The organism is Gordonia sp. 135 (assembly GCF_009720185.1).
Classification (GTDB): domain Bacteria; phylum Actinomycetota; class Actinomycetes; order Mycobacteriales; family Mycobacteriaceae; genus Gordonia; species Gordonia alkanivorans.
Window position 1 is genome coordinate 4,333,026 of the sequence record NZ_CP046257.1, and the last position, 26,307, is coordinate 4,359,332.

Sequence of the window (26,307 nt, forward strand, 5' to 3'; positions counted from 1 at the left end):
ATGTCCCCGCTGGTGGCCAGGTAAAAGTCCCCACCCTGTGCGGGATGTTCTAGGTGGGTGGTACCTCCGTTCGGTGTGTCATGCGGTAGGAGTCGCCGTCGGTGATGACGATGGTGGCGTGGTGTAGGAGCCGGTCGAGGATGCTGGCGGCGGTGGTGTGTTCGGGCAGGAATCGTCCCCATTGTTCGAAGGGCCAGTGGCTGGCGATCGCGAGAGAGCGGCGTTCGTAGGCGCCGGCGACGAGCCGGAACAGTAGTTGGGTGCCGGTGTCGTCGAGTGGTGCGAATCCGATCTCGTCGAGGATGAGCAGATCTTGGCGTAGCAGGGTGTCGATGGTTTTGCCGACGGTGTTGTCGGCCAGTCCGCGATACAGGGTCTCCACGAGGTCGGCGGCGGTGAAGTACCGCACTTTGTGTCCGGCGTGTACTGCGGCGATCCCCAGCCCGATCAGGGTGTGACTCTTGCCAGTCCCGGCTGGGCCGATCAAGGCCAGATTGTGTTGGGCTCGAACCCATTCCAGTGAGGATAGGTATTCGAAGGTGTTGGCCGGGATGGAGGATGCGGCCACGTCGAACGATTCCAGGGTTTTGGTGACCGGGAACCCGGCAGCTTTGAGTCGGTTGCGGATGTTGGAGGCATCACGAGCGGCGATCTCGGCTTCGACCAGGGTCCGCAGCACTTCTTCGGGTGTCCATCGCTGGGTTTTCGCGGTGAGCAGTACCTCGGGTGCGGTGCGGCGGATCGAGGCGAGCTTCAATCGGCGTAGCGCTTGGTCGAGGTCGGCCGGTAGTGGCGGCACTGTTGGTGCAACTGATGTCGATGTTGTGGTGGTCATGACACCTCCTTGTCGCCGGCGCCGAGCTTGTAGGCATCCAGCGAGCGGGTGGGCGCGGTAGGCAGGTGCCCGAGCAGTGCTGTGCCGGCCGGTCGCGGGTTGGGGGTGCCGGCTCCGGCATCGAGGATCGAACGCACATCGGCGGCCTTGAACCGTCGGAATGCCACCGCCCTGGTCAGGGCGGTGAGCACCTGTTCGTGGCCGTGGGAGGTGACGAGCCCGAGGATGTCGTCGAGTTCACCGCTTAGGCGGGTGTTACCGATCGCGGCGGCACCGACCAGGAACTGCTCAGCAACCTCACCGAGAGCGCAGAACTGCTTCTCTGCTGCGGTTTTGGGTCGTGGTGCACGACTGGGCGGTGTGCGTGGCCCGCCGTAGTGGTCATCGTTGAGGACGACCTCTCCGGGTGCGGCCAGCAGATGTTCGGCGATCACCTCGCCTGAGGCGGGTTCGGCGATCAGGAGCCGTTCACCGTCCTGGATGAGGGTCACGGTGGTGCCGATGAGCCGGTTGGGTACCGAGTAGCGGGCCGAGGCGTACCGGATACATGAGAGGCGATCGACCTTTCGGGTGACCGGCGGTGGGCCGACTTGGGCCCGCAGAGATGGCAACGTCGACAGCACTTCTCGTTCCACATCGAGTTGCTCAGCAGGCACGCACAGTGTGTCGCTGTGGCGGCGGGTGTTGACCTCGACACACCAGTCCCGCGCGGCCCGGTTCGCTGCGTGCACATCCAGCTGCACGTCGTCACGACCAGCGGCGATCTTGGCTTCGGTCCACAACGGTTGCGCCAGATCTGACTGCGCGTACCCGCAGAGGTTCTCCACGATCCCTTTCGATTCCGGATCGGCGCCGTGACAGAAATCCGGGGCGAACCCGTAGTGGGTGGCAAACCGCACATACGAGGGGGTGGGTACGACGACGTTGGCGACGACTCCACCTTTGAGGCAGCCCATCCGATCAGCGAGTACCTTGTTGGGTACTCCACCGATCTCCTCAAAGGCTTCAGCGATGAATCCGAGTGTGGTGGTGGATGTTTCATTGGTGGCGAACCGAACGAACCGCCAGCGTGAGAACGCCAACACCGCGCAGAACATGTGCAGGCCGCCGATCACGGCCCAATCGATGACCAGGTAGTCACCCGGAGCCCACACTGCCGGGCGACGCCCACGATGGTGATCACGGCGCCACTGTGTTTTCTCCTGGGCGACGAGACGACGGAAGTTGCGGGCCGAGCCTGCATAGCCCGCCGCTCGCGCTACTGGTAGCAGACGTTTGGCGGTGATCCGGCCCCCGCTGTGGCGGTGCTCAGTGGCGTAACGGTGCATGAACTCCGCGGTCCACTGTCGGGCGTCGTCGATGCTGTCGAACCGGTCGGGGCAGAACAGGTCATATTTGATCGTCTTGAACAGGGATTCGGAGAACGGGTTGTCATCGCTGACCCGGGGCCGCGAGAACGAGGCCTGGGTGTGGACCGCCTCCAACACATCAAGCAGATCTCGTGAGCGCATGATCGCACCGTTGTCGGCATGCAACACCTGCGGCGGTCCATAGGTGGTGAACGCGGCGGCGAACATGTCCACCGCTGACGCTATGGTCTCGACGTACTCGATGCGCCAGGCGACGGGAGATCGCGAAAACACATCGATCGCCAGATACAGCTTGAATCGTTGCCGTTGCGGGCCTTTGAGTTCGGTGACGTCCCACGACCACAGCTGTCCTGGCCGGGTTGCCGCGACCCGCGGTGTTCGACGCGACGGGCTGCCACTGTGCCGGCCACGACGCCGATCTCCCACCATCCGTTCGGCCTTGGCAATCCGGTAGAACGTGCTCTGCGAGCACGGGATCATATCGGAATCAAAAGCACGCCAATATGTTTGGCACATCGACAAATCGGTGAACTGCTCGTCGCTAAGAACGTCACACACTTGCGCACGTTCGTCAGTGGCGTGTCCCCCGTGAACCGGTCCGGGTGGTTCTAGAGTCCTGATTGCCCCGTTGAGGGCGGAGAAGGGACGATGAGGATCATGGCGGGACGGAAGCGTCACTCGGCCGAGGACATCGTGCGCAAGTTGCGCCGAGCCGATGAACTGGCGGCGGAGGGCAAGAACGGCGAGGAGATCGCCGCCGACCTCGAGGTATCGGCGGCCACCTTGTACAACTGGCGCCGCCAGTACGGCGGCATGGACGCTGATGCTGCCAAAGAGCTCAAGGAGCTGCGCGAGCAGAACGGCCGGCTCAAGCGGCTGCTCGCCGACGCCGAGTTGGAGAAAGACGCGCTGCGGGAGATCGCCAAGGGAAAATTCTGAGCCCAACCGCCAAACGCGCCGCGATCGACATGCTCAAAGACGTGAAGAGCGTGTCAGAACGTATGGCGTGCAGGGTTGTTGGGCTCTCTCGGTCTGCCTACCGCCGTGTGCCGTTGGCGCAAACTCCGGCCGACCCGGACGCTGGCCTGCGTGCACAGCTACGCACCTACGCCCGCAAGCACCCTAGGCACGGGTTCCGGCGGGCGTGGGCACACCTGCGGTTCGACGACGGCATCGAGGTGAACAAGAAGAAGGTGCACCGGCTGTGGAAGGAGGAGGGCCTGCAAGTCCGGCGGGCGCCGCGGCGTAAACGGGCCGGGCAATCCTCGGTGCCGATCGTGGCAGCGGATGCACCGAAAGTGGTGTGGGCATTGGACTTTCAATTCGACTCGACCGTGGATGGCAAGAAGGTCAAGATCGCATCAATGGTCGATGAACACACCCGGATGTCGTTGCTCAACATCGTGGATCGCTCGATCACCGCCGACCGGTTGATCGAGGAACTGGAGAAGACATTCGCGATCTGGGGTGGCCCACCCATGGGGCTACGCATGGACAATGGCCCTGAGTTCATCTCAGAAGCCCTCCAGACGTTCTGTGCAGGGTCGGTAGGCATCTCCTACATTCCGCCCGGCACGCCGTGGAACAACGGGTTCATCGAGTCGTTCAACAACCGGTTGCGCGACGAGTGCCTGAACCGCAACTGCTGGCCCACCCTGCTCGAAGCCCGGGTGGTGAATCACCCTAGGTTCTGTGCCGCCTCCAATTTGGGCTGGTCCTCGGGGCCGAGGCCAGAGTAGTGGAGCGTTTCGAACTCGGTCGGGGGAATCTGGCCGATGCTCGAGTGCAACCTGCTGTTGTTGTACCAGTCGACCCAACCGGCGGTCGCGAACTCGACGTCGGAGACGGTCTTGTACGGACCGGAGTGGAAGATCGTGGTCCGGATGCACTCTGTCTTGTACAAGCCGTTCACCGACTCGGCCAGCGCGTTATCGTAGGCGTCCCCGACCGTTCCGATCGACGCGGCGATGTCTTCCAGGCGCAGACGCTCAGTCAGTGTAACCGATGTGTACTGACTACCGGCATCCGAATGATGAATCAGCTCAGCAGCTTTCACGGATGCCCTTCCCGATTCCGCTGCCACAGTGCCATCCGAAGCGGGACCGTCACCAGCTCCACTGTCTTCGATGTCGATGCGTGCCACGCCACGATTCGGCGCGAGAACACGTCGATGATGAACACCACGTACACCCACCCAGCCCATGTCCGGCAGTAGGTGAAATCGGTCACCCAGACCCGGTTGGGTTCGGCGGCACTGAACTGTCGGTTCAGCAGGTCCTCCGCGCGTACACCATCAGCGGATCTGACGGTCGTGCGGACTCCCTTGGACCTTCGAATCCCGTTGTGGCCTAACACTTTCATCGCTCGATCAACGGCGCCATAGGACACCCCAGGCAGGGTTGTCCGGTGCAGATGGGCGCGCATCTTCACCCGCCCGTAGAGGCCCTCCGGAGTCATCTTCCGCCGGCCGTCGTCATCGGTGCGCCAGACGACATTGCGCACCGCATCGACGACGTGGGCATCAGAGACGGTCCGTGCGGCAGGTGCCCGGGTTCGCCATGCCCGGTAGGTTCGTGCGGCAATCGTGCAGCCCTGCTCCCGCAAGACCCGGCAGATCGACTCGACCGCAAAACCGTTGGCGCGCATCTGGTCTATGAACGCCACGATCATCGGTTGCGGGGGTCGAGTTCCCCCGCGAAGAAAGTTGTCGCCGCTTTCAAAATGGCGACGTCTTCGCGTAACTGCTTGTTCTCCGCCTTGAGTCGCTTGATTTCGGCGGACTCCTTCGAGGTGGTCCCCGCGCGGGCGCCGGCATCGACCTGGGCTTGTACGGCCCACCGACGTACCGTCTCCCCGCCGACGCCGACCTGCTTGGCGATCGCCTCTGCCGCGGCAGTCAACGACGTGTACTCCCCGCCGTGCGCCTCCAGCAACCGTAAGGCCCTCGAACGGACCTCCGGATCGATTTTCTTAGGCATATGCTCATCCTTCCTGACTCAGAAGGAAGCGGCATCAAAGCTGGGGTGATTCAATGGTCCTCCGAACCTCCGACCCCCAGCCCCATCCCTACCATTTTATGGCAGTGGACCCACTTAGCTTAGGAATAGGGAACTCCTCAAACGAGACAACCGGGCACCCGTGAAACAGCGTGTGCACGGATGCCCGGTTGTTGACGTCCGGTCAGACCTTGTCGGTTGCGCGATCGTTGTCGTCTCGATCGGCTGACTCGGAGTCGCCGAACGGTTCGGATTGGGTCCCGTCAGGTGTCGAGTCGAGGTCGATCGTCCGACGCAGCGGCCGGTTGGGCAGGAGCGACACGGCAATCAGCGCCACCACCGCTGCCGCAGCTGCGATCAGGAAGATCCGCCCTGTTGCGTCACCGTAAGCGACTCGGATGATCGATTCCACCGGGTCCGGCAGTGAGTCGATGTCGAGGTTGCCGCCGGCGGAGCCACCTGTGATCCCGAGCCGAGCAAGGCCGCCCGATGAGAGATCCGTCACGCGAGTGGCCAGGACCGACCCGAGGACCGAGACGCCGATTGCGCCGCCGAAGGTCCGGAAGAACGCGACGTTGCTCGACGCCGCGCCGATGTTCTGGACGCTGACCGTGTTTTGAACCACCAGCACGAGGTTCTGCATCAACATGCCCGTGCCGAGCCCGACGATCAGGATGAAGATACTCACCCACCACAGACTGGTCGCGTGGTCGATCGTCCCCAGCAGTGCGAAGCCGGCGATGAGGAGGGACGAACCGGTCACCATGAACACCTTCCACCTCCCGAATCGGGTGATCAGTTGCCCCGATCCCACCGACGCGATCAGCATTCCGATGACAAGCGGAATCGAGAGAACTCCGGCGATCGTCGGCGAGAAACCGCGCGCGGTCTGGAAGTACTGTCCCAGGAACGTCGTCGAACCGAACACCCCCAGTCCCACTGCGATGGACGCGATGATGGCGAGTCGGTGGTGCGTTCGGTCACGATCTTGAGCGGGATGATCGGCGCTGTGACTCGCGATTCCACCAGCACGGTGCCTGCCAGCAGGAGCAGTCCGCCACCGACGTACATCGCGGACTCCTGAGAGACCCAGTCGTAGTATCCGGCTTTGCCCGCGAACGAGACCCAGATCAACAGCACGGAGACGCCTGCGGTGAGCAGAGTGGCTCCCAGCCAGTCGATGGAGATGTTCTCGGCGCGCTCGGTCTTGATGCGGATGGTCTTCTGGAGGAGGAAGAACGCGATCACTGCCAGTGGTACGCAGACGAAAAAACACCAGCGCCAGCCCAGTGGGCTGTCGACGATGACGCCGCCCAGAATTGGTCCGCCGGACAAAGCCACCGCCATCGTGGCGCCCATGTACCCGGAGTACCGGCCACGCTCACGGGGAGACACGATGCTGCCGATGATCGCCACGACCAGCGCGGTGAGCCCGCCCATGCCGATGCCCTGGACAACGCGCGCCGCGAGGAGAATCGGCACATTGTGAGCCACGCCGGCGATGATCGAGCCGACCACGAAGATGATGATGATCGAGCTTTGGACAAGCATCTTCTTGCTGAAGATGTCGGCCAGCTTGCCCCAGATCGGCGTGGACGCCGCGTTGGCGAGCAAGGCGGTGGTGATGACCCAGGCGTAAGCCGTCTGCGACCCCTTCAGATCGGCGATGATCGTCGGCAGGGCGGTCGCGACGATCGTTGTGCTCAGCAGAGCGGTGAACAACGCTGCGAGCAACCCGGCCATCGCCTCGAGGATTTCCCGGTGCGAATCGCGTATGGATCTGGCTTCGCCACCGCCTCGGTTGAACTTGACATCTAGACCCCTTTTACTGTGATTTTAGATTGTACCGGCCGATCGGCCCGGTGCGCGTATCTGGTCAATGAAGCTCTGAGTTTGCGAAAGGCGCTGCTGGCCGCATGCGCGTCTGCTTGGTCCCAGTCGTCGAGTGCGTTCTGTAACGACTCGGCACGCGCAGCCCTCGTTCGATCGAGGAGCTCGCGACCTGCACTCGTCGTCAGCAACTGCGTGGCCCGCCCGTCACCGGGATCTGGACGGCGGGCGACGTATCCCTCGGCGACCAACTCGGTCACGTGCCGACTCAGCGCCGACTGGCTGATGCACAGATCCGATGCCAACTCGTTCTGGCGACACTGTCCTCGTGCCTCCAGTGCCATGAGCACACCGAGACCACCTGGCAGGATCGGACTCTCGTCCGCCACCGCCCCGCGGAACGCACGCCCCATCAGATACAGCTCGTCAATCAGCTCGATCGCTGTTCGCGCTGAGACCGCCATGACCACCTTCTCCACTCAATAGATGATTGCGTTACACAACTTACATAAGTTGCATGCTGAAATCAACTAGTGTGGCCCGCACCACTTCCGGCCAAAACGAGCATTGCCTGTACTCGATTGGTCACGGCTGGATCCAGATCCCAGCACATGCCACCAGCCCCTGTCGGGGCCAATATCGTGTGCGTGCTTATTCGTACATGCGCACCATCTTCGACCTTGACACCAGCGCATCGAGGTACATCACTGACACAACGGGCTCCGTACCGGATACCTCGGCGGCACCCCCGTCAGCGGCTGCGCCGACCAGGCATCACACGGCCCCAAACGTGACATCGAATGTTGACAAATAGTGGGTCGTCGAAATAATCTGGAAAGGGAAGTATCGCTGTGGTCCGATCCGGCGCCACCCGAAGGAGCGACGATGACAAGTGCATTGACACCAACCTCTCCGGACACCCGCAAGCCCGCCCCGGCACGGTACGTGCCCGAGCACGACAAGACCGGTACCGATCACGATTACGTCCAGGTTCTCGACGACTTGTCCGCGGCGTCTGTCCACCGCAACTTCGATCCCTACATCGACATCGACTGGGACGCGCCGGACATGGCGATCATCGACAATGACCCGCGGTGGATCCTTTCACCTGAGGTCGACCCAATCGGCCGACATCCGTGGTATCAGCAGCTTCCGCAGGAGAAGCAGATCGAGATCGGCATGTGGCGGCAGGCCAACGTTGCCAAGGTCGGACTGCAGTTCGAATCAATTCTCATCCGCGGGCTCATGCAATACAGCTTTAAGCTCCCCAACGGGGCACGTGAATTCCGGTATACGACGCATGAATGCAAGGAAGAGTGCAACCACACTCTGATGTTCCAGGAGTTCGTCAATCGCACTGGGATGGATGTGCCGGGAGCGAAGGTGGGCTTCCGCCTCATCTCGCCATTTGTCCCGCTGCTGTCGACGGTATTTCCTACTCTCTTCTTCTTGGGGGTGCTCGGCGGCGAAGAACCGATCGATCACATCCAGAAGGATTTTCTGCGCACGCGCGCCAACCTTCATCCAACGATGGCGGCGGTGATGCAGCTCCATGTCGCCGAAGAGGCACGCCACATATCCTTCGCGCATCACCTGATCCGCGAACAGGTCCCACAGCGCGGCCGGTTCCAGCGGTTCATGATGTCGTTGATGTTGCCCATCATAATGCGCGTCCTGTGCAACGCCATCATCGTTCCGCCGCGCAGCTTCGCCAAGCGATTCGACATCCCCGGCGAGGTCATGAAGGACAGCTTCTGGCGGTCCCCCGAATCGAAGCGGTTCCTGAGAAACACCTTCGGTGACGTCCGCATGCTCGGCGAGCAGAGTGGCTTGATGAATCCGGTGGCGCGCATGTTGTGGCGTGCACTCGGAATCAGCGGTCGCCCTTCGCGTTTCCGCAGCGAACCCATCTACACCTCGGCCTGAGCGGCACGGAGCGCGGGTATTCACCGAGACCATGTCCCACGTCATCACCCAGGCGTGTTGTGGGGACGCGTCATGCGTATACGCGTGCCCCGTCAACTGCATCCATCCAACGCCCGAAGAACCGGATTTCGGCATCGCCGAAATGCTATACATCGATCCCGCGACCTGCGTCGATTGTGGTGCTTGCGTGAGCGCATGCCCCGTCGGTGCGATTTTTCCAAGCCACCGTCTGCCAGTCGGGCAGGAAAGATTTGCCAAGGTTAACGCCGCTCAGTATCAACACCCCGCCGACTGGACCGCTCGCTTTCCGGTGGACCCGTCGCGTCGGTTGCCGCTCGCACCCATCGGCCATCCCCATCAGCTCGCCGTCGACGAGCGTGTGTCGATCGGCATCGTCGGATCCGGGCCGTCGGCGATGTACGCCGCCGACGAACTGCTACGTCAGCCGCAGATTTCGGTCACCATGTACGAGCGCCTCGACCGGCCGTTCGGGTTGGTGCGATTCGGTGTCGCCCCCGATCACCTGAACACCCGGAAGGTGATGCGACTGTTCGACGACATCGCCCGCAACCCGCGCCTGGAGATCCTGCTGCACACCGAGGTGGGGCGTGACATCACCCTCGCCGAGCTGCGCTCGCGTCACCAGGGAGTGATCTGGGCGGGCGGCGCACCCACCGACAAGCCACTCACGCTGCCCGGCATCGACCACGTCGGCGTCTCGAGCGCCACATCGTTCGTCGGTTGGTACAACGGCCATCCTGATTTTACCGACCTCGACGTCGATCTCTCCACCGAACGTGCTGTGGTCGTTGGCAACGGCAACGTCGCCCTCGATGTCGCGCGGATCCTCGTGGCGGATCCCGAATCGCTCGCCGAGACCTCGATCTCTCAGGCCGCGTTGGCCGAACTGCGGCGGTCAAACGTACGCGAGATCGTCGTGATGGGTCGGCGCGGCCCCCTACATGCGGCGTTCACCCTGCCCGAGATGATCGGCTTGGTGGATTCCGGCGTTGCCGTCACCGTCGATCCGGCTGATCTCGACAAGGCATCACCTGCGGCGCACGACCTCGACATGACGCTGCGGGCCAAGCTCGATCTCCTCGCCGAATGCGCTGCCCGTCCCGCGCCGAAGGGCCGTCGAATCCGGTTGGCGTTCTTCAGTTCGCCGCTGGAAGTCATTGCCGGGCAGGATGGCCGGGCTTGTGGATTGAGGATCGGCCGCAACCGTCCGGTGATCGACGATGCGGGCGTCGCGGCCGGGATCGAAACCACGGGCGAGACGTCGGTGCTCGATGCCGGACTCATCCTGACCTCGGTCGGTTATCGCGGGATCGCGGTGCCGGGCCTGCCCTTCGACGATGCACGCGGGGTCATCCCGAATGCCGAAGGCCGTGTGCTGTCAGGAGCGGATCCGGTGACGGGAATGTACGTGACCGGCTGGATCAAACGCGGACCGTCGGGATTCATCGGCACCAACAAGACCGACTCCGCCGAGACCGTCTCGTCATTGCTCGCCGACCTCGAATCCGGCCGACGTCTGCACTAGTGGTCCGCATTCTCTGGACGGCGCTTTCTTGAGGATTTGGCCTTGAGAATTTGGTGCGGTGGCAGATCATCCCGGACCGACTCAGGTCCGTACCCGACAACGCTGGACCCGACAACGCTGGCCCGTTCTTGATCTCGGTGCCGCCCCGTACCACGAACACGAGAAGTAAACCTGGGCACTGACCCGGACCCGTTCCGGAGGAAAGAACACCGCCGCGACCTCGCCGATCAGCCGACGTGGTGCATCCAACCCGGTGAAACCAGTGGCTAGACACGGTGCATGCTGGACACTGTGTCAGCATCAGCAACCAAAGGAGCCCACGTGACCTTAACGACCACCGACCGCGTCGACGTCCTCATCATCGGTGCCGGCATATCGGGCATCGGAGCTGCGCGGTATCTGCGGACCGAACACCCAGCGAAGACGTTTACCGTCGTCGAAGCCCGGAGCGCTCCCGGCGGGACGTGGGACCTCTTCCGATATCCGGGGGTTCGGTCGGATTCCGATTTGCAGACCTTCGGCTACGAGTTCAAGCCGTGGACCGACAAGCAGGCCATCGCGGACGCCCCTCGGATCCTTGACTATCTGCACGAGACGATTGACGAGAACGGTCTGTCCGATCACATCCGGTACGAGCACCGGGTGGTATCGGCGTCCTGGGCCTCCGACGACGCGCGATGGCTGGTGTCCATCGACCGTGCCGACAGCGGCGAACGGATCCATATCAGTGCGCGCTGGATCTTCTGCGGCTCCGGATACTACGACTACGACGAGGGCTTCACTCCGGACTTCGCCGGGCGCGAACGCTTTCAGGGACAGATCGTCCATCCACAGCACTGGCCGGAGGATCTGGACTACACAGACAAACGTGTCGTCGTGATCGGTAGCGGCGCAACGGCGGTGACGCTGTTGCCGGCGATGGCCGAGCGCGCCGCTCATGTGACGATGCTGCAGCGAACGCCCACCTACATCGTCCCGCTACCACGCGAGGACGTCATCGCGAACTTCCTCCGGAAGGTGTTGGGCGACAAGCGTGGATATGCACTCACGCGCGAGAAGAACGTCGCCCAGCAGCGGCTGGCCTTCGATCTATCCGTACGCTTCCCTAGCCTGGCCCGCCGGGCGATCCGTAAGATCAATCAGTTCCAGCTTCCCAAGGGGTATCCCGTGGATACTCATTTCAATCCGCCCTACAACCCGTGGGATCAGCGGCTGTGCGTGGTGCCCGACTCCGACCTGTTCCGCACCATTCGATCCGGCAAGGCGTCGATCGTCACCGACCGCATTGACAGGTTCACCGAGACCGGTGTTCTGCTCGCGAGCGGAGAAGAACTAGAAGCAGATATCATAGTCACCGCGACTGGCCTCAACATGAAGCTCATCGGCGGTGTCGAACTCAGCGTCGACGGTCGCGTCGTATCGTTGACCGACTCAGTTGTGTATCGGGGCATGATGCTGTCCGGCGTACCTAATTTCGCACTCGCCGTCGGCTACACGAATGCGTCCTGGACGCTAAAGATCGGCCTGCTCTGTAAATACTTCTGTAAGTTGCTGGCTTACATGGACTCTCACGGATACGACAGTGTGTGGGCGGTCGCCGATCCGTCGATGCAGACCCGTCCGCTGCTCGACTTCGCTGCCGGTTACGTTCAGCGATCGCTGGACACGTTCCCAAAGCAAGGACTGAAGGCCCCGTGGGTCATGTCCATGAGCTACTACACCGACCGTCGACTGCTCCGCGGCGACGTCGCCGACGACGTCCTGCGGTTCGCCCGAGCCGGGGACCGCCCGGCCACACCGAGCCCGAGCGGCACCGCCATTCGCGCCTGAGGACGACACCGCAAGGCAACCCCCGCCCGAGCCTAAAGGAAGTGCGTAACCTGCGCCCATGGACTTCGACGACGTCTTCACGACGGGTCGCCGTCGGGTTCGACGCGGATCGGTGCACTGGCGATGATCGTCGGCTTCGTCATTGCACTGCACTCATCCTCAGGCGCTCAATCGCTGCTCCGCAACCACCACTTGTTTGGGTGGGGCCGGGGTGTGGTGAGGCGGTAACTGCAAGATCGCACCGGTGGTGCTGCTTATCGGTGATCGCCGGCGCGACCGAGCGCGGATAGCGGTATGCGGCTCCCTGAGATCGTCCTCAAGCGATCTCCTCTCCACAGGCGATGTCCGCGCGCATTGCCTGCAACGCAGCGTGCAGATCTGGCATCGGGATCGCCCGATCGGGGGTCCGGGCGTAGGTGGACGGGCGTAGGTAAAGCCGAGGGGCCTGCCTGAGCGCCCCCCGCGCGGTACTCACTTCGGGGCTGAATGGGGCTGCTCGACCATTGACAACACGTCCATGCAGACCGATACTCGGATATACTTGTGACCGCCAACACATACTCTGGTTCGCGGCACGACCGGAGGTCAGCATGAACGGGAACGAACGCGCTATTTCGTCCGTCGACGACGCGGGGGTGGCCGACACCAAGGCGGGGACGCCCATACGTGCGCGGCGGATAAAGTTCTCCTATCCGCAGGGCGCTATGAACCGGCACTATGTCTCCGACGACCTGATAATGAGTCACGTCGTATCCATGCTGTCGTCCGTCTTCCCCGAAGGCGAGGACTTTTTCATCCGGTCAGTCAAGTACTACAAGGATGAGATCACCGATCCGACGTTGCGGGCTCAAGTCGACGGGTTCATCGGCCAAGAGGCGACACACGGACGCGAGCACCGAGAGATCAACGAGCGTCTCCAGGAGATGGGTTACCCCACAAGGCTCAATGACCGCCTCACCAAGCGGGCGTTGGCGATGATCTATCGCCATGCGCCACATAAATATTCGTTGGCCATGACCGCAGGCCTCGAGCATTACACGGCGACCCTGGCCTCTCTGCTTCTCACGAATCCTGAGGCGCGCAGTCTGCTCACCTCGGACGAAATGCGAGGGCTTTTGCTGTGGCACGCCTACGAGGAGGTCGAGCACAAAGCGGTGGCGTTCGACGTCTACCGAGCCATCGGTGGCAGTGAAGCTCTGCGTATTGGCACGATGCGTGGCATCCACATCACGTTCCTGGGGCTCGTGACCGTGTCCACGCTGGCGTCGATGCTCACCGATCGCGCCACGTACAACCCCGCTCGTGTTCTACGCAGCGTGGCGGCTATGCGCACCAACCCGTGGATAAACCGAGATGTGTTGCGTGAGTTGGGAACCTACACACGGCGCGGGTTCCATCCCAGCGACAACCCCACAGTGCACTTGCTCGAGACCTGGGGATCGGAGCTGTTCGGTGACCAAGGTATTTTGGCGGACCACCTTGTTGGTGCAAGCAAGCGGCGCTGAGCTGAGGCCTCCTTTCGGGTCAACACGGCAAGGAAACCATCTTCTCGGCGAAATCGTCGGGTGCTCGTTGATCGAGATAACCTCACTGGCTGGCTATTTCCTGATGGCACGGGAGGGTTGAAGTCGGGCATGGACGGGATCAGGGTTTCGTCTCTTATGGGGCCTTCCCGGGGCCGGAGCACTTAGCATCGAATGACTCAACCATCGCCGCCTACGCGGCAAGATCGAACGTCCACCCATCGAATCCGAGACCGCCTACTGGTCGAACCCGACGATCACCGACCATCGTGAAATCCGGTCCCAGCAGAAGCCGGATACCGCCTAATCGAGCTTTTCAAGCCGGGCGATTCACTCCTCTGGATTCAACGAGGCCGCACTGAAAAGGGAGGTCTGAATCGCGCTGGTGGTGGGCTAGCTGTACTGCCCAGGGACGTTGGTCAAGCGGCTGAAGGGAACGTTCCGGCCGATGGCGGAGTGTTGCCGGTGGTGATTGTAGGTGTGCAACCATCCTGGCAACGCTGCGCGTCGGGCTTGTTCGGACCGGTAGTGCCGGGCGAAAGCCCATTCGGCGGCCATGGTCCGGTGGAACCGTTCGATCTTGCCGTTGGTTTGCGGCCGGTAGGGGCGTGTGTACTTCGCCGTGACTCCGAGCTCGGTGCAGGTGCGCTTCCACAACGCTGAGCGGTAGCAGCCACCGTTGTCGGACAAGACTCGTTCGACAGTGACGCCGCGGGCCGCGAACCAGCCCACGGCTCGCTGAAGGACTCCGGCTGCGGTGACAGCGGTTTCGTCGTCATGGATCTCGGCATAGGCGACGCGAGAGTGATCGTCGATGACGGTGTGCACGAAGGCATGTCCGAGTAGTTCGTTGTGGTGCTTGCTCCGGCGGGTTCCCGGCGTGGCCTGCCGATTCTTGCGTCCTTTGGCGCGTCCGACGAACCGCCAGCCGCCACCGACGGGGATGTTGCCGAGTTTCTTGACGTCGACGTGGATCATCGAGCCCGGATGAGGGTGCTCGTAGCGGCGGATCACTTCCCCAGTGCGGATGTCGATGTGGGAGAGCCGGTTGAGCCGGCATCGGACCAGCACCGCGTGCACGGTCGAGGCCGGCATCGACAGTCGGGAGCCGATCGCCTGGGGTGAGAGGCGCTGACGCCACCGCAGGGCCACGATCTTGCGTTTGATCGGCTCGGGGGTGCGGTTCGGACTGCGATGAGGACGACTCGAGCGGTCGTACATGCCCTCTGGGCCCATCTCGACATAGCGAGTGGCCCAGCGTTTGGCGGTCGGCCACGAAACGTTGAAGTGTTCGGCTGCCCTGACGATGGGCCAGCCGTCATCGACGATGCGACGGGCCAGCAGTAGTCGGCCCTTGGGGGTCAAAGGTGCGTTAGCGTGAACCACGAAGGTCTCCCGGTTGTGAAGTGTGTGTCGTAGCAGCTCCACTTCACGACGGGAGACCTTCGCTGTTCAACGACCCACTACCGCGTGTCGTCGCAATCCCTCAACCAACCTGCCTGGGCAGTACAGCTAGCCCACCGGGGTGGGCGGGGGGTTTTAGATTACTGACACCCGAGCGGTCACGTCGGGTGTGGATCGGCCGCAATTCCGGCTGGGCTCAGATTATGATTGCGACGAAAGGTGCGGCAATTGAAAATTGCTGAAAAGCAGAAGTCGAAGGCAACGCATGTGGCTGCGGCCGTTGCGTCTAGGAGTCCGGCGGTGGTGACAGCGAAAACCGCCTACAAGACCGGAAAGGCGACGACGTCGGTGTTGCCGAAATTGATCGGTTTGGGAATGGCGGGAACAGGGTTGGCGCACTTTGTTGTTCCGCAGGCTTTTGAATCGATCACCAAGCTTGCATTTCCCGAGAACACGCGTGAATGGACTTACGCGAATGGTGCAAGTGAGACCCTGATCGGCCTCGCCCTCTCCAACAGCCGGTCCCGCGTTTACGGTTTGATTGGGGTGGTCGCATATGTCGGGTTCCTCGGCAGGCGAGTCGTGCAAGCCTGACAGTGACCGCCGACATTCACTCTAATGCAGTGCCATGAAAGGATTACTCGTCGAGTTCGCTGACGTGCAGGGGCGCCTCGGCGAAGAGGGAAAAGCTTGTGGCGTGAGTAGTCCGATGGCTGCGTACCGGGGGTGCCGGCGGCGGAATTACATCCAGAGCCAGCGGCACACTGGGCCAGCAACTAGCTGCAAACGCGGGTCAGTTCATCTCGAGGCGGGACGCGAAACCGGGATGGCTAAATGGCAGATCAGGTGAGAAGGCAACGCCTACGGTTGCGGCCGCGCCGTTGATTATTCCCCACGTTGTCTCCGATAGGTGTGCGGCGAAGAACTTGTCGTCTACCCCTTGCTCACGACCGTTGTCGATCCACCACTGAGTCGCCGATAGTCCAGCACCCAGAATGGACGCCACGGCCAAGGGAATGATCGAGGCATCTGCGTGAACACGCTGCAGACTTTCAGTGAACCGGTCGGCGACGGCCTCCATCACCGACCTCAGTTGGTCAGCAACTCCGCCATCTCCCGATCCGGAGTACTGAAACAAGTGATTCGCCATAAGGAACCTGACGACCACGGGGTGTTTCCCAACCAGCGCGACGTAGGACTGGACCGACGAGCGAATCATATCGTCAACAGACGCATGATCTTGCTCAGCAAAGATTGTGACTTGCGCCGACTCCCACATCAACGCACCGAGTTTTGCCGCCACCGCCCCGTTCAAGCCCGCTTTGTCGCCGAAGTAGCGGTACAGCTTCGGCTTAGATACGCCGGCCTCCGCAGCGATGTCGTCCATGCTGACGCTTGCGCCATAGCGTTCGATGATCCGGATGGCCGCGTCGACCAGCTGTGCGCGTACCGCGACTCGGTGTTCATCCCAACGAGTGCTACGGGCATCCATCACCCGGCGCTGCACCTGAGATGGCGCGGAGGAAACTCGGCGGACGACTGACATTCTAGGAGTAACAATACCGGAAGTCCCTCCCCCAAGCGATCATCAGCTCATGTGCATTCGGTCATAGATACGGTTCAGGAGTCAACTTTCTACCGTGGCTGCGTCCAATCGCGCCGCTGCTTCGTTGAAATCGTTCGGTGCCTCCATGTTGATCATGTGACCGATCTGCGGCAACACCACGAAATCGTGCAACCGACCGCGCTGCTGCAGGCGTTCGGCGAGATCAGTGGAATGAACCTCGGGTGTCAACTTGTCGGCAGAGCCCACGATCACTGTCGTCGGCACCGCAAGTGAGTCGACTCCTTTGCTGACGTCGATGGAGGCCAGGACCTTGCCCCACATTCCCCGCACCGCAGGGGGGCAACGCAGCACTATGTCGGAACACTCCGCTACAACGTCGGCCGACGCGTGCGGGCCCATCGTCCCGTATTTTACCAACCGTCGGTTGAAACGAGTGTCAAGCATCTCCGGTCCCGCGATGGCGAGCCCGGCTGCGAAGGCTCGCTCCAGTGTGGCGCGGAGTCGACGTGGCGACCTTATTAACGTCGATCGGCTAACCAACTGGGAGGGTCCAGTGCTCGCCAAGACGGCACCACGGGCTAGGAGGGGCACCGACTCCGGGTGCTCGGCAGCCCAACCCATGATGGACATCCCGCCCATACTGTGACCGGACACCAAGGCCTTACGACTCGACGTGACGACCGCGCGCAAGACCGCCTCGAGATCGTCGCCGAGCAACGACGAAGAGAAGGGGGCGCGACCCCGGTCACTCCAGCCATGTCCTCGTTGGTCATATACCACCACACGGTGTGTGTTGGCGAAGTGTTCGATCTGAGGTCTCCAGAACCGACCCTGGCAAGCCCACCCGTGGCTGAACACCAACAGCGGCGCATCATCACCCAGCCCGTACTCCTCAACGAACAGCCTTGTGCCGTCACTAGAGAGAACCTCCCGCGACCGCGGCGACAACAGGCCAGCTCCCGAAGAGTCAGAGGTCATCGAGTCAGAGGTCATCGAAGCTCACCGTCACAGCGTCGGTGAGCGGAAGTGCCTGGCACGCGAGTCGCTCACCGTCCTCAATGTCATCGTCGACGAGGATGTTGTTCTGCACCATGTCGACATCACCCTCGATGAGCTTGCACACACACGCGCTGCATGCGCCCTCTCGACACGAGTACGGGGCGTTGTGCCCTCGTGAGAGCAGCACATCGAGCAGCGGCGTGTTACGTGGCCACTCCGTGGTGATGCACTCTCCGTTGAGGTAAACCGTGGCGGTAGCTACACCCTCATCGTCACTGAGTCGACGCAGTGTGGCGGTGTCGAACGGGTCACCCGCCAGCGACTGGAACACCTCCCGATGTACATCCGAATGGTCCACTCCACACGCGGTGGCAGACCTTTCCACCAGATCCATGAAGGGGGAAGGGCCGCAGGTGAAGATCACCGATCCCTTGTGATCACGAATAATCTTCTCGACAGCCTCGGATGTGGGGATCCCGTTCTCCGACTCAAGCCAGTCGACCAAAGTGAACCGCTCGGGGAATTCGGATCTGATCTGCTGAAGCTGGCGCTCGTACATGATCGAATCGGCGTCAAGGTTCGCGTAGAACAGGACGACTTCCCCACTGCCCGACACCAGTGCCGACTTCACCAGCGACAGGATCGGCGTGATGCCGCTTCCGCCGGCGAAGAAAAGCATGTCGACGTCGAGGCTCTTAGCGGTAAACTTTCCCGACGGCGTCAGTACGGTCATTTCCATGCCGACGGAGACGTTGTCGCACAACCAGTTTGACGCGTATCCCCCAGCGGTGCGCTTCACCCCGATCTCGAGGCGGAAGTCATCGACATGAGGTGAACTGCTCAGCGAATAGCATCGTGCGACGTGGCCCGTCTGGTCGGACGGGATCTTCAGCGTAATGAACTGCCCGGGTAGATGCTTGAAATCGTCGACGATCTCGTCAGGCACTTCGAAGGCGATGCTCACCGAGTCCTTGGTCTCTTGCACGACCTCCGACACGGTCAGCGTCCGCGATCGCGCGGTGGTGCCCGGCCGATTCTCCTGCTCGACGGTCATTTGATGATTCCCCGCTTGCGAGCGAAGGCGTAGCCCGCGCGGGTGATAGGCGCAGAGATGTCCTGGTAGCGCGGACCCACAACGCGTGCGACAAAGTCGAAGCCCCGTGCGTCTGCGCCGATCAGCACTCGGGGCTTCTTCTTGTCCATTCCCTTGAGGATGGTGGACGCCGCTTTCTCCGGAGTGGTCCTGGCGATGCTGTTGAACATTGTGGCAATGGTGGCGGTATCTGCCCCCATATCGGATACACCCCGAGCGTTATTGACGATATTTGTCTTGACGCCGCCGGGGTGAACGCATGTCACTGTGACCGGATGCCGACTGATCTTCATCTCTTGGCGAAGCGCTTCGGTGAAGCCACGCACACCGAACTTGGCGGCGTTGTAAGCACTTTGACTGGGAATACCGACCAGACCGAAGACGCTGGAGGTATTCACCAGATGACCATCACCGGAGGCGATCAGATAAGGCAGGAAGGCCTTCGTCCCATTGACGACACCGCCGAAATTGATACCCATCAGCCAGTCAAAGTCCTCCCAAGACATGTCAACAACGTCGGCGCCGAGGGCGACGCCGGCGTTGTTGAACACCATGTTCACGCACCCGAAAGATGACTGGACGCTTTCGGCGTAATCCTGGAAGGCAGCACGATCTGCCACGTCCAACACGGCGGTCTCGACTTTCGCCCGATGCGCGGTACGGCACATAGCCGCCGTCTCCGCGAGATGCACCTCGTCGACGTCGGACAAGGAAAGGCTGGCCCCGCGTGCGGCAAGTTGAAGCGCAAGGGACCGGCCGATCCCTGAGGCGGCTCCCGTGACGACTGCGACCTGGTTCGCATAGTTATCTGTTGTCGAACTACTCACTGTTGAATACTCACTTCTCGATGACCTACGGCTGGGTTGTCAGGCGATCTCGTACTCGGCGGGCTTGAAGTCCTTCGTCGCTCGCCAGTACTGCCAGGTGAACCCGGGCCACACCGTACGGTTGACACCCTGCGAGTCCAGATACCAGCTCGTACACCCGCCGTTGGTCCATACCCCCTTGGCGAGCTTGTGCTGAATGTTCTTGTTGAAGTGTTCTTGAACCTCGGGCCGCACATCTACACGCTGCGCTCCGCGACTGTCGACGGCGTCGATGGCCTTCATGATGTACTTGATCTGCTGCTCGATCATGAATACGACAGAGTTGTGTCCAAGACCTGTGTTGGGCCCGAGCAGGAAGAACAGGTTCGGGAAGCCCTCGGTGGTGATGCCGAGGTGGGTGTTGATGCCCGTCCGGTGCCAGTGCGACGGCAAGTCTTCGCCCCGGGCGCCCTTGAGCGCGAGTTGATCGAATCCGTCTGTGACATGGAACCCTGTGGCGTAAATGATCACATCTACAGGATGTGACACGCCGTCAGCGGTGACGATAGAATCCGCGGTGACCTTTTCAATCCGATCACTGATCACTGTCGTGTTGGGCGCGGCGAGTGCAGGGTAGTAGTCGTTCGATCCCAGGATGCGTTTGCATCCGATGCGGTAGGACGGCATCAGCTTTCTGCGTAGCTCAGGGTCGGCGATAGAACGCTCGATGTTCCATTTCGCCACTTTTTCGATTGGTCGCATAAGGTTGGAGTGGCCGTTGAGCCCGAAGGCCAGGCTCTCTGCGCCCCAGTAGACCGACCACCGAGCGAGGCGGCGTGTGATAGGGATCTTGCTGAGCACGGTCCGAAGTGCCGTCGGCACCGCGAAGTTCTTGCGTGGAAGTACCCAAGCCGGGGTTCGCTGGAAGACCGTGAGTGTGCCGGCCTCCTTCTGCACGAATGGCACGAACTGAATCGCGCTGGCACCGGTGCCAATGACGGCCACCCGCTTGCCCTGGAGATCCACCGTGTGGTCCCACTTTGCCGAATGGAATGCCTGGCCGGCGAACTCATCGATTCCGGGGATGTTCGGATAGTTCGGGATGTGCAGAGCGCCGACACCGGACACGACGTACTGCGCGATGTACTCCCGGCCCGACTCGGTACGCAGGTGCCACCGAGATTCGGACTCGCTCCAGTATCCGGAGACCAACTTCTGCCCAAAATGGATCTTCTGAGTGACACCACGCTTGTCGGAGATCTCTTTCAGGTACTGCTCGATTTCGGGCTGCGAAGACCACACCTTCGACCAACTACCGCGGCTCTCGAACGAGTAGGAGTACATCAGTGACGGCACGTCGCATGCGCATCCTGGATAGGTGTTGTCGCGCCAGGTTCCACCGACAGAGTCGGCCTTTTCCAGCACGATGAAATCGCTATACCCGCGCCGGCGGAGCTGCACGGCCATACCGAGCCCAGAAAATCCGCTGCCGATGATGAGTACCTTGGTGATTATAGGCTCGGCTATTCCCGGGTCTGTCGCCGTGGCGGCGCGCGCCGCGCGCTTGGTGTTGGAGGACGGCATTGAGTGAAAAGCTCCCTGATCAAATACAGCAGACGGACCTGCACGGCGCGGGAACGCGTCGCAGGTGTGAGAATGTCATCCACCCGAGCCCGCGAACGGAGACATCCGAACGTGGGGTCGAGGGTTGGCGAGTGGCCGAGGGGGCCAGGCTGAGGGTGTTAGCGCAGATCGTCGGGCAGGCTGCGCGTTGCGCGCCACATCGCCATCGTGAATTTCCCCTCCATCATCCCGGCCTCGTGGAAGAACCGGATCATAGGCTCGGACATGAACTGCAAATTGACGCGATAGTTCGGGCTCGTCTGCTGCGCCCACAGCCCGCGCAGACGGTTGATTCCGACAGCGGGGTACACCTTCGGATTGATGAGCAACGGGTACGCAAAGTTCGCAATGACCGCCAGCGTGCCTCGATGCCAAGCGCGCGAGATGCGTCCGCGACGCTGCATCCCCTCCACCATTTCCAGCCGCGCGAAGGTGATGTGGCGGGCCTCTTCGAGAACGTGGATCTTCATGAGCTGGCGCAGCTGCGGCTGCATTTTCGGGTCATTCATCGCCTCACGCTGAGCGCGGTCGAGTATCTCTTCGATGAGCAATGTCGCGCCGGATACAGACGGGCCGAGAGGCACAAAATGCAGAATCTTCGCGAAGCCCAAGAATCCCTTCGGCAACTTGTACGGCGCCAGTCCCGTCTTGTTGATCAACCGGGCAAACATCGTCGAGTGACGTGCCTCGTCGCCGATCTCGTTAAGGGCGTAGAGGGCCCTTTGATCTGTCAGGGCACCTTTGGCAGACATTCGGAGCAGCGCTGAGCTGAGCAGATTCTCTGCGTAGATACCGAAGCTGAGAATGCTGACAATTTCATGGCGCCCGAGTTCCACCTTCTGCTCATCGCTCATTTTCTCCCACAGCTTGGTGCCGTAGAGCGAGACACGATGCTCGGGCAGGAAGTACTTTCCCTCCTCCCAGGGCGAGTCCCAATCGATGTCGATCTCCGCGTCGTAGAACTTTTCGGCCGCCGCCCGCAGGAGTCGGCCGGCAGACCTTTGCATGTCGACGGGCTTGCGGGCACTGACGCGCGACACCCCTTCCGTCGAAACGTCGGGCTTGATCTCAACATTCTGAACGGTCATGTGACACCTCCGTTGTGTTCCGGGCCGAGCTGAGTCTCGTCTCTATACCCGATACTCTGGGTACCCGATACTGCTAGTGTCACTGCCAGTGTGTTCTTTTGTCAACGCTTGATGTGAAGAAAGTGAGCTTTACGTGTCTGACGACCACGATCTCGACTACTCCGGCGAGGGCACCTTGGTGTGCCGCGGCAAGGAGATTGCTGTCCGGGTGAAAATCAAAGGCTATTTCCAGCCCCTCAACGGCTTGTACACCTGGTACGGCAGGATCGACAAAAATGATGCGCTCGACGCCCTCCTCGCGGGCAGGCGCACGGTTGCTGTCTTCGTGACACCAGAGGGCCGCGCCGAGTGCGTCGTGGGCGATCCTGATTTCTGGGACCGCTATCGCATTACGGGCACGAGCAGGCCGCCGTACCACATCCCCACCACGCTCGAAGACGTGGAGTCGATAGCAGAGAGTGAACATCACAGCTGACCGACCCGCACGGAGCCGCCTGTGGGGCGTTCCCCCAATCCAATGAGTCCGAGAGGAAATTCGTACGTGGCCAGGTCGTCGATCGTTCACAACCGTCCATCAAGGCGTTCTGCCGGCACCGGTGAATACAGCGCTCAACTGGAAAAGGTCGCCTGGTTCACGCTGCGGCGCAAGGGATTCGTGGCGTCGGTCTGGGTCGTGGTTGCGGTCGGCTTAGCGGTGCTATTCCCGCAGCTGGAGTCCGTGATCCGACAGCAGTCGGTGGACCCGATACCCGCGGGCGTACCGTCATTTCAGACGCTCGACCGGATGGGTGAGGCGTTCAATGAGAAGGGGGCCAAGACCACCGTCTTCGTCGCCATGGAGAACGACAGGGGTTTCTCGGACACCACCCGCGCCAGGTATGACGAATTGGTGACCGCACTGCGTGCGGACACGGAACACGTCATCGCAGTCCGCGACCTGCTCGGCGACCCGCTCACGGAGAGTCAGGCGCTGAGCAAAGACAAGAAGGCGTGGTATCTGCCTATCGGTGTCACCGGGACGTTGGGCGGACCGGACGCTGCCAACGCCGTGGAAGCGGTCCGTGACACCGCGAACGAAATCTTCAGTGGTACCGACACAATTGTTCGGGTGACCGGTCCACCTGCCACGTTCACCGACCAGCTCGCGGTGGGTGAGACCGATCTGGTCGTGATCACGCTCGCCACGGTGCTGTTGATCGCCGGGATCCTGCTGATCGTCTACCGATCGATCTTCACCGCTCTCATGCCGCTGCTGGTGGTCGGCATGAGCCTGGCAGTGGGCCGCGGGGTGCTCTCGGGTCTGGGCGAATTGGGCATGCCCGTGTCTCAATTCACCTCGATGTTCATGACGGTAATCATCTTCGGCGCCGGAGTCGACTACTCCGTATTCCTCATAAGCCGGTATCACGAGGGCATCCGGGCGGGCGATACCCCTGACGTGGCCATTGCGAACGCCACCGCAACGATCGGTCGCGTGGTGCTCGCGTCCGCAGCGACAGTTGCCTTTGCTTTCTTAGCGATGGCGTTCGCCAAACTCAGCGTGTTCAACACGCTCGGCCCGGCGTGCGCGATCTCTATCGCCTTCGGCTTCCTGGCAACCGTCACTTTGCTGCCCCCCGTGCTGTCGTTCGCGGCAAAGCGTGGCGCGGGTCTACCTCGTCGTGACCTCACCAGACGGTACTGGCATCGGGTGGGAACGGGGGTGATCCGGCGGCCGGTCCCGCTGCTCGCGGTGAGCCTGGTGGCACTGATCGCTCTCGGCCTCATCGCGACCACCATGACAATCACCTATGACGATCGGGAAGGTCAGCCGCCGGACACCGGAAGCAACGAGGGATACGCGCTGCTGAACCGGCACTTTCCCAAAGACACCATCATCTCCGAATTCCTTCTGGTGGAGTCGAACGAAGACATGCGCACCGGCCAGGGACTGGCCGATCTTGAACAGATGGCGTCGCGCGTCGCGCAGACGCCCGGCGTCACCCGCGTCATCGGGGTGACCCGCCCGACGGGCGAGAAGCTCGAGCAGGCTGAGTTGTCATGGCAGAACGACCAGATCGGTAGTGGTATCACCGAACAGACCGATGACGCACAGTCACGGAAGGGCGACCTGGACCTACTAAAGACCGGGTCATCACAACTCGCCGACGGTCTTGCTCTGCTGAACGAGCAGGTCACCACCAACCTCGCGCCGCTGTCGGGGTTGCTCGAGCAGGCCTCGTCGGCCGGCGAGCAGCTCAGCCAGTATCGTCCGCTCGTCGATCAGCTGGCTGCTGCGGCGCCCGCACTTGATGAATTCTCCCAACAAGCTCCCGAGCTGTCTCGAGTGGCACGACAAGCACAGTCGGCTGCCGACGCCGTCGCACCGGCGTTGAGTGCACTCGATGCTCCCTGGTGCGTCCAGATCCCGCAGTGTTCGGCCTTGCAGACACAGACCTCGGACATCCGCGCATTGGCCGACAACCAGTCCCTCGGTCGTATCGCGGACTTCGCTACCCAGCTCGGTGGAGTCGAGGGCCCGGGAACGGCGGACCTCGCGCAGTTGCAGAGCTCATTGAACGTCCTCGACTCCGCTCTGCAGACGATCAACGGCCAGGACCTCGGCAGTCGGTTGTCACAGCTCCAGACGGGCGTCCGAGCGCTCGCCGACGGGGCCCGACAGCTGTCCGGCGGTGTGAGCGCATTGGTGGACAGCAACGTACAGCTGCTGGCGGGCCTGTCTCAAGTGGCCGCCCAGCTACGCGCGCCCGCCCGGGACATCGGCAACACTGACTCGGCAACGGGGTTCTACCTACCCGCCGACGCGTTCAAGGATCAACAGTTCAGCCAAGTGGCGCGCCAGTTCATCTCGCCGGATGGCAAGACTGCTCGCTTTGTAGTGCAGACCGCCTACGATCCGTATACCGCGGATGCCATGACGTTGGCGAACAGTCTGTCGAAGGTGGCCGAGGACGCCATGCCGAACACCACGCTGCAGGGTGCGCGCGCATCTGTCGCCGGGTTCCCGGCGATCAACGCCGACATCCAACGACTTCTGGCGTACGATTTCAAGTTACTCGGATTCGGAACGATCCTGATAGTCGGCCTGATCCTAATGCTCTTACTCAGGGCGATCGTCGCACCGATCTATCTACTGGCCACTGTCGTTCTCAACTACGCAGCCGCTCTGGGCATCGGTGTCCTAGTTCTGCAACACATTTTCGGCAATGAAATTGCCTGGCCGGTCCCGCTGGTGTCTTTCATCGTTCTAGTGGCAGTGGGGGCCGACTACAACATGCTGTTGGTTTCCCGGCTCAGAGAGGAATCGGTGGCCAATATCCGGCTCGGAGTTCTACGCACCGTCGCATACACCGGCTCGGTCATCACCTCGGCCGGTTTGATCTTCGCGGCGAGCATGTTCGGACTCATGCTGGGATCGATCGACGTGATGGTGCAGATCGGCTTCATCATCGGTATCGGGTTACTCCTGGACACCTTTCTCGTCCGCACGATTGTCGTCCCTGCGCTGGCAGCATTGTTCGGCGAGGTGAGCTGGTGGCCAGGGAGGGTGCACCGCCCGGCCGGTGAGCCGGATTCCACCGAGGGCGGGCTTCGGGTGCGACACCGGGTGACGGTCGACTGACCGGCGGCGAGCGGCGAGGTTTCCGTCATCCCCCACGCTTGGATTTGCATGCACGAACCTGTCGGCGAATCCCTCGATTAACGACTTGCCGCACCGGCGCACCACCGCAGGCGACCAGACTAATCGACGAAAGATCCACATCCAGGGTGCGATGCTCGGCGGGACCGGTTGCCACCAACGGCACCAGGAAACTATCAGTGATGATGGTGGCAGGTCCCCGATAACCGGTCCAGGCAGTTCTAGAGCCAG

General features: G+C 61.8%; 18 protein-coding genes and 4 pseudogenes. 9 read left to right on the forward strand and 13 right to left on the reverse strand.

Annotation, left to right across the window (positions count from 1 at the left end):
- Positions 1-49 precede the first annotated feature (49 nt).
- The 3 genes and pseudogenes from istB to GKZ92_RS23870 form a co-directional block, all read right to left on the reverse strand.
- Positions 50-835, reverse strand: coding sequence for an IS21-like element helper ATPase IstB (gene istB, locus GKZ92_RS19585; RefSeq protein WP_006361228.1), 786 nt, complete (start codon positions 833-835; stop codon positions 50-52).
- Positions 832-2,166: pseudogene (istA, locus tag GKZ92_RS19590) on the reverse strand (IS21 family transposase); the annotation flags it as partial. The gene istB and the pseudogene istA, both read right to left, overlap by 4 nt.
- Positions 2,140-2,721, reverse strand: a pseudogene (locus tag GKZ92_RS23870) (transposase); the annotation flags it as partial. The pseudogenes istA and GKZ92_RS23870, both read right to left, overlap by 27 nt.
- A gap of 141 nt (positions 2,722-2,862) precedes the next feature.
- Here GKZ92_RS23870 and GKZ92_RS19595 point away from each other — a divergent pair.
- Together GKZ92_RS19595 and GKZ92_RS19600 are read left to right on the forward strand one after the other, a co-directional pair.
- Positions 2,863-3,144, forward strand: coding sequence for a transposase (locus GKZ92_RS19595; protein ID WP_004023647.1), 282 nt, complete (start codon positions 2,863-2,865; stop codon positions 3,142-3,144).
- A gap of 29 nt (positions 3,145-3,173) precedes the next feature.
- Entirely contained in the window at positions 3,174-3,944 is a 771-nt protein-coding gene (locus GKZ92_RS19600) for an IS3 family transposase (RefSeq protein ID WP_230461841.1), read from the forward strand.
- Here the strand turns inward: GKZ92_RS19600 and GKZ92_RS19605 are convergent.
- From GKZ92_RS19605 to GKZ92_RS19615, 3 genes and pseudogenes are all read right to left on the reverse strand, one after another.
- A pseudogene (locus tag GKZ92_RS19605) lies at positions 3,884-5,183 on the reverse strand (IS3 family transposase). The gene GKZ92_RS19600 and the pseudogene GKZ92_RS19605 sit on opposite strands and share 61 nt — an antisense overlap.
- A gap of 202 nt (positions 5,184-5,385) precedes the next feature.
- Positions 5,386-7,015: pseudogene (locus GKZ92_RS19610) on the reverse strand (MDR family MFS transporter).
- Positions 7,016-7,510 (reverse strand): MarR family winged helix-turn-helix transcriptional regulator, encoded by a 495-nt coding sequence (locus GKZ92_RS19615; RefSeq protein WP_230461842.1) that lies wholly within the window; start codon positions 7,508-7,510, stop codon positions 7,016-7,018.
- Positions 7,511-7,916: 406 nt separating this feature from the next.
- On the opposite strand from GKZ92_RS19615, the gene GKZ92_RS19620 reads away from it, so the two are divergent.
- The 4 genes from GKZ92_RS19620 (at position 7,917) to GKZ92_RS19635 (ending at position 13,838) form a co-directional block, all read left to right on the forward strand.
- Positions 7,917-8,957 (forward strand): AurF N-oxygenase family protein, encoded by a 1,041-nt coding sequence (locus tag GKZ92_RS19620; RefSeq protein WP_006359127.1) that lies wholly within the window; start codon positions 7,917-7,919, stop codon positions 8,955-8,957.
- 31 nt (positions 8,958-8,988) lie between these two features.
- On the forward strand, positions 8,989-10,503 hold the full coding sequence (locus tag GKZ92_RS19625) for a 4Fe-4S binding protein (RefSeq protein WP_042378911.1): 1,515 nt from the start codon (positions 8,989-8,991) through the stop codon (positions 10,501-10,503).
- A gap of 279 nt (positions 10,504-10,782) precedes the next feature.
- The gene (locus tag GKZ92_RS19630; RefSeq protein WP_042378920.1) at positions 10,783-12,333 is read left to right on the forward strand and encodes a flavin-containing monooxygenase; all 1,551 of its coding nucleotides are present in this window, start codon (positions 10,783-10,785) and stop codon (positions 12,331-12,333) included.
- A gap of 590 nt (positions 12,334-12,923) precedes the next feature.
- Positions 12,924-13,838, forward strand: coding sequence for a metal-dependent hydrolase (locus GKZ92_RS19635; protein WP_006359124.1), 915 nt, complete (start codon positions 12,924-12,926; stop codon positions 13,836-13,838).
- Positions 13,839-14,249: 411 nt separating this feature from the next.
- Here GKZ92_RS19635 and GKZ92_RS19640 read toward each other — a convergent pair whose 3' ends face one another.
- Complete coding sequence (locus GKZ92_RS19640) at positions 14,250-15,242, reverse strand: IS481 family transposase (RefSeq protein ID WP_035754036.1); 993 nt, start codon at positions 15,240-15,242, stop codon at positions 14,250-14,252.
- A gap of 246 nt (positions 15,243-15,488) precedes the next feature.
- Here GKZ92_RS19640 and GKZ92_RS23970 point away from each other — a divergent pair, with 246 nt between their 5' ends.
- Positions 15,489-15,854: a hypothetical protein gene (locus GKZ92_RS23970; RefSeq protein WP_316042977.1), complete on the forward strand. Its 366-nt coding sequence runs from the start codon at positions 15,489-15,491 to the stop codon at positions 15,852-15,854.
- Positions 15,855-16,053: 199 nt separating this feature from the next.
- On the opposite strand, the gene GKZ92_RS19650 is transcribed toward GKZ92_RS23970, so the two are convergent.
- The 6 genes from GKZ92_RS19650 to GKZ92_RS19675 all read right to left on the reverse strand — a co-directional run bounded on the left by GKZ92_RS19650 (position 16,054) and on the right by GKZ92_RS19675 (position 22,436).
- Positions 16,054-16,806, reverse strand: a complete 753-nt coding sequence (locus GKZ92_RS19650; protein WP_155225532.1) for a TetR/AcrR family transcriptional regulator — start codon at positions 16,804-16,806, stop codon at positions 16,054-16,056.
- 81 nt (positions 16,807-16,887) lie between these two features.
- Positions 16,888-17,805 carry an alpha/beta fold hydrolase gene (locus GKZ92_RS19655; protein WP_155225743.1) on the reverse strand — a complete coding sequence of 306 codons (918 nt, stop codon included), beginning with the start codon at positions 17,803-17,805 and terminating at the stop codon, positions 16,888-16,890.
- Between the two features lie 4 nt (positions 17,806-17,809).
- Complete coding sequence (locus GKZ92_RS19660) at positions 17,810-18,880, reverse strand: ferredoxin--NADP reductase (protein ID WP_035756060.1); 1,071 nt, start codon at positions 18,878-18,880, stop codon at positions 17,810-17,812.
- On the reverse strand, positions 18,877-19,746 hold the full coding sequence (locus tag GKZ92_RS19665; RefSeq protein WP_006361210.1) for an SDR family NAD(P)-dependent oxidoreductase: 870 nt from the start codon (positions 19,744-19,746) through the stop codon (positions 18,877-18,879). Before GKZ92_RS19665 ends, GKZ92_RS19660 begins: the two co-directional genes overlap by 4 nt.
- Positions 19,747-19,785: 39 nt before the next feature.
- Complete coding sequence (locus GKZ92_RS19670) at positions 19,786-21,309, reverse strand: flavin-containing monooxygenase (RefSeq protein ID WP_006361211.1); 1,524 nt, start codon at positions 21,307-21,309, stop codon at positions 19,786-19,788.
- A gap of 158 nt (positions 21,310-21,467) precedes the next feature.
- Complete coding sequence (locus tag GKZ92_RS19675; protein ID WP_006361212.1) at positions 21,468-22,436, reverse strand: AurF N-oxygenase family protein; 969 nt, start codon at positions 22,434-22,436, stop codon at positions 21,468-21,470.
- A gap of 133 nt (positions 22,437-22,569) precedes the next feature.
- On the opposite strand from GKZ92_RS19675, the gene GKZ92_RS19680 reads away from it, so the two are divergent.
- Positions 22,570-22,911 (forward strand): DUF4873 domain-containing protein, encoded by a 342-nt coding sequence (locus GKZ92_RS19680; RefSeq protein ID WP_006361213.1) that lies wholly within the window; start codon positions 22,570-22,572, stop codon positions 22,909-22,911.
- 42 nt (positions 22,912-22,953) lie between these two features.
- Positions 22,954-26,058: an MMPL/RND family transporter gene (locus tag GKZ92_RS19685; RefSeq protein WP_240199397.1), complete on the forward strand. Its 3,105-nt coding sequence runs from the start codon at positions 22,954-22,956 to the stop codon at positions 26,056-26,058.
- The last annotated feature ends 249 nt before the right edge of the window (positions 26,059-26,307 follow it).

What these genes read in the sequence shown, in the direction of transcription:
- GKZ92_RS19670 (WP_006361211.1), bottom strand. Translation starts at nt 21,309, where the DNA reads ATGCCGTCCTCCAACACCAAGCGCGCGGCGCGCGCCGCCACGGCGACA.
- GKZ92_RS19600 (WP_230461841.1), top strand. Translation starts at nt 3,174, where the DNA reads ATGCTCAAAGACGTGAAGAGCGTGTCAGAACGTATGGCGTGCAGGGTT.
- GKZ92_RS19675 (WP_006361212.1), bottom strand. Translation starts at nt 22,436, where the DNA reads ATGACCGTTCAGAATGTTGAGATCAAGCCCGACGTTTCGACGGAAGGG.
- GKZ92_RS19660 (WP_035756060.1), bottom strand. Translation starts at nt 18,880, where the DNA reads ATGACCGTCGAGCAGGAGAATCGGCCGGGCACCACCGCGCGATCGCGG.
- istB (WP_006361228.1), bottom strand. Translation starts at nt 835, where the DNA reads ATGACCACCACAACATCGACATCAGTTGCACCAACAGTGCCGCCACTA.
- GKZ92_RS19650 (WP_155225532.1), bottom strand. Translation starts at nt 16,806, where the DNA reads ATGTCAGTCGTCCGCCGAGTTTCCTCCGCGCCATCTCAGGTGCAGCGC.
- GKZ92_RS19620 (WP_006359127.1), top strand. Translation starts at nt 7,917, where the DNA reads ATGACAAGTGCATTGACACCAACCTCTCCGGACACCCGCAAGCCCGCC.
- GKZ92_RS19595 (WP_004023647.1), top strand. Translation starts at nt 2,863, where the DNA reads ATGGCGGGACGGAAGCGTCACTCGGCCGAGGACATCGTGCGCAAGTTG.
- GKZ92_RS19625 (WP_042378911.1), top strand. Translation starts at nt 8,989, where the DNA reads ATGTCCCACGTCATCACCCAGGCGTGTTGTGGGGACGCGTCATGCGTA.
- GKZ92_RS19685 (WP_240199397.1), top strand. Translation starts at nt 22,954, where the DNA reads ATGAGTCCGAGAGGAAATTCGTACGTGGCCAGGTCGTCGATCGTTCAC.
- GKZ92_RS19635 (WP_006359124.1), top strand. Translation starts at nt 12,924, where the DNA reads ATGAACGGGAACGAACGCGCTATTTCGTCCGTCGACGACGCGGGGGTG.
- GKZ92_RS19630 (WP_042378920.1), top strand. Translation starts at nt 10,783, where the DNA reads ATGCTGGACACTGTGTCAGCATCAGCAACCAAAGGAGCCCACGTGACC.
- GKZ92_RS19655 (WP_155225743.1), bottom strand. Translation starts at nt 17,805, where the DNA reads ATGACCTCTGACTCTTCGGGAGCTGGCCTGTTGTCGCCGCGGTCGCGG.